Source organism: Candidatus Methylomirabilota bacterium (genome assembly GCA_036001065.1).
Taxonomy (GTDB): Bacteria; Methylomirabilota; Methylomirabilia; order Rokubacteriales; family CSP1-6; genus MNEF01.
The window spans coordinates 1-2,801 of the sequence record DASYUQ010000119.1; the positions used below are offsets into that span (position 1 = coordinate 1).

A 2,801-nucleotide genomic window follows, 5' to 3' on the forward strand; every position below is an offset into this window, starting at 1 on the left:
CGTGGCGGCATCGGCGCGCGACATCGCGAAGAGCCCCGCCGCTTCCAGGACGAGCCCGGCCTGCATCGGTCTCCACGGCCCCACGCGGTCGGCGATCCAGCCGGCCACCGGCGCCGCCACGGCCGTGCCCAGCGGCGTCAGCGTGAAGAGGGCCCCGCCCATCAGCGCGTCCAGGCCGCGGCGCTCCAGCAGGTAGAAGGGCGCCAGCAGCCAGATCGCGAAGATCCCGGCATTGGCCAGGAAAGCCAGCGCCCCGGCTCTCAGGACCGAGACGCGCGCCACGTCGCCGGCGCCGACGAGGGGCGACGCGGCGGCCACGCGGGCCACCGGCATCCGAGCGACGGCCCAGGCGAGCACGACGAGGGCCAGCGGCAGGCGCAGGTGAAACACGACCGGCCAGCCCCAGCGCCCCACCAGCGCGCCGGCCAGCAGCGGTCCCACGGCGAAGGCGAGGCCGATGGCCCCGTTGAGGAACCCCAGCGCGCGACCGCGCCCCGCCGGCTCGACGCCGAACGTCACCAGCGCCGGCGTCGTGCCGTAGACGAGCCCGGCCCCGACGCCCTGGACGACGCGGCCCCCGAGCAGCCAACTAAACGTCAGCGCCGTGCCGCACACGACGTACCCGACGGCGCCCAGCGCGATCCCCGCCCGGAACACGCGCCCGTGGCCGACCCGATCGCCGGCGGCGCCGCCGACGAACGACAGGAGCGCGTACGACAGGACGTAGCAGATGATGACCCAACGCACGCGCTCGGGCGGCGCGTCGAACGCCCGCGCCATGGCCGGAAACGCGAGGTTGACCGTGGAGTCGAGCGACACGACGAAGGCGCCGGCCGCCGCGAGCCACCTGGGCACGTGGCGTATGATGGCACGAATGCTCTTCCCGGACCCGCTCGGCTGGGCGGTTCTGATCGGGGGCGCGCTCTTCGGGTCGGTCGTGGGAGGCGTCGCCGGATTCGGCGCCGGCGTCATCCTGCTGCCCCTCGTGGCCTGGACCCTCGGGCTCCGGGCGGCCGCGCCCGTGCTCACCGTGACGATGCTGCTGGGCAACCTCTCGCGCATCTGGTGGAGCCGGGGCGAGGTCAACCGCAGCGTCGTCGTCCGCTTCCTGGCCGGCGCCGTCCCCGCCACCGCCGTCGGCGCCGCGCTCTACGCCGGCGCCCCCAGCGACTCGCTGCGCTGGATCATGGGCGGGTTCCTGATCGCCGCGGTACCCCTGCGCCGGCTGCTGCTGAGCCGCTACTTCCGCATGCGGCTAGCCCACTTCCCGTGGCTGGGCGCGTTCATCGGCGTGCTCTCGGCGATCGTCGTCACCACGGGGCCGGTGATGACGCCGTTCTTCATCGCCTACGGGCTCCGGCGCGGCGCCTTCATCGCCACCGAGGCCGTCTGCACCTTCGGCATGCACGCCACCCGGACCGTCGCCTTCGCGCGGTATGCGCTCCTCACGTGGGAGACGGTGACCATCGGCGCCGTGCTGGGGGGCACCATGTTCGCCGGCTCCTGGTTCGCGCGCCGTCTGCTCGACCGCATGAGCGATCGCGTGTTCCTCGCCCTCGTCGAAATCTTGTTGCTGCTCATGGGCTTGCAGTTCCTGCTCGTCTCGCGGTAAAAAGCCTACGATGGATCCCAAGCCCGGCGCCACCGCGGAAGTCTCGATCACCGTCAAGCCCGATCGCACCGCCGAGGCGATGGGCAATCGCGGCGTGCGCGTCCTGGCCACGCCCTTCGTCATCGGGCTGCTGGAGGACGCCGCCCACGCGGTCATCAAGCCGCACCTGCCCCCCGGCGCGGCCACGGTCGGCACCATGGTGGAGATGCGCCACCTGGCGGCGACGCCGGTGGGCATGAAGGCGCGGGCGAAGGCGACGCTGCTGGAGACGGACGGCCGGCGCTACCTCTTCGCCGTCGAGGCCTGGGACGAGAAGGAGAAGATCGCCGAGGGGCGGCACGAGCGCTTCGTCGTCGCCGACCTCGACCGGTTCCTGGCCCGGGCGATGAAGAAGGGCCAGGGCTGATGCCCATCGCGATCAACCGGGGCATCCGCGGCAAGGAGTATCCGCCGTACGCGGTCACCGTCGAGCGCGGCAAGATCAAGGAGTTGGCCCGGGCCATCGGCGACCTCAACCCGATCTACCTCGACGACAGCGTCGGGCGCGCCTCCCCCTGGGGCGACGTCATCGCCCCGCCGACCTTCGCGATCTCCTTCCGCCACGAGGTCGCCGACTCGAGCGCGCTGCTGCGCGACCTGGGCGTGGACATCTCGCGCGTGCTCCACGGCGAGCAGGAGTTCGAGATCGTCCGCCAGCTCACGCCGGGCGAGACCTACCTCTGCCGGACGAAGGTGCTCGACGTCTACGAGAAGACCGGTCGCAGCGGGCCCCTGGCCTTCGTCGTGCGCGAGACGGCCGTGACCGACCGGACCAATGAGATCGTGGCCACGATGCGCCAGGTGACGGTCGTTCGCCTGTAGGGCGACGATGAAGTACGCAAAGGTGTACTTCGAGGACGTCCAGGTCGGCGACGAGATTCCGCCGCTCGTCAAGGGTCCGATCCAGCAGATCCAGCTCACCCGCTACGCCGGCGCCTCGGGCGACTTCAACCCCATCCACTACCGCGACGACATCGCCCAGTCGGTGGGCCTGCCGGGCGTGCTCGCGCACGGCATGCTCACCATGGGACTCGCGGTGCAGCCCGTGGTCGATTGGGTGGGCGACCCCGGCCGAATCGCCGACTACCAGGTGCGGTTCACCCGCCCCGTCGTCGTCGACCCCGAGAGCGGCGCCACGGTCGACGTGACC

At 72.0% G+C, this 2,801-nt stretch carries 5 protein-coding genes; 4 read left to right on the top strand and 1 reads right to left on the bottom strand.

What is annotated here, in order from left to right; all coding sequences use genetic code 11:
- Positions 1-855 (bottom strand): MFS transporter (locus tag VGV13_11490; protein ID HEV8641711.1); only part of this gene is annotated, 855 nt, incomplete at its 3' end.
- A gap of 19 nt (positions 856-874) precedes the next feature.
- Between VGV13_11490 and VGV13_11495 the strand changes: the two genes are divergently transcribed.
- The 4 genes from VGV13_11495 to VGV13_11510 form a co-directional block, all read left to right on the top strand.
- Entirely contained in the window at positions 875-1,612 is a 738-nt protein-coding gene (locus tag VGV13_11495; protein HEV8641712.1) for a sulfite exporter TauE/SafE family protein, read from the top strand.
- A 10-nt stretch (positions 1,613-1,622) separates the two neighbouring features.
- On the top strand, positions 1,623-2,018 hold the full coding sequence (locus tag VGV13_11500; protein ID HEV8641713.1) for a thioesterase family protein: 396 nt from the start codon (positions 1,623-1,625) through the stop codon (positions 2,016-2,018).
- Positions 2,018-2,473, top strand: coding sequence for a MaoC family dehydratase N-terminal domain-containing protein (locus VGV13_11505; GenBank protein HEV8641714.1), 456 nt, complete (start codon positions 2,018-2,020; stop codon positions 2,471-2,473). Before VGV13_11500 ends, VGV13_11505 begins: the two co-directional genes overlap by 1 nt.
- A 7-nt stretch (positions 2,474-2,480) precedes the next feature.
- Positions 2,481-2,801: MaoC/PaaZ C-terminal domain-containing protein (locus VGV13_11510; GenBank protein ID HEV8641715.1), on the top strand; the 321-nt coding region annotated here is incomplete at its 3' end.

Bases quoted from the DNA above. Each gene is read 5' to 3' on its own strand.
- VGV13_11495 (HEV8641712.1), top strand. From the start codon at position 875: ATGCTCTTCCCGGACCCGCTCGGCTGGGCGGTTCTGATCGGGGGCGCG.
- VGV13_11500 (HEV8641713.1), top strand. From the start codon at position 1,623: ATGGATCCCAAGCCCGGCGCCACCGCGGAAGTCTCGATCACCGTCAAG.
- VGV13_11505 (HEV8641714.1), top strand. From the start codon at position 2,018: ATGCCCATCGCGATCAACCGGGGCATCCGCGGCAAGGAGTATCCGCCG.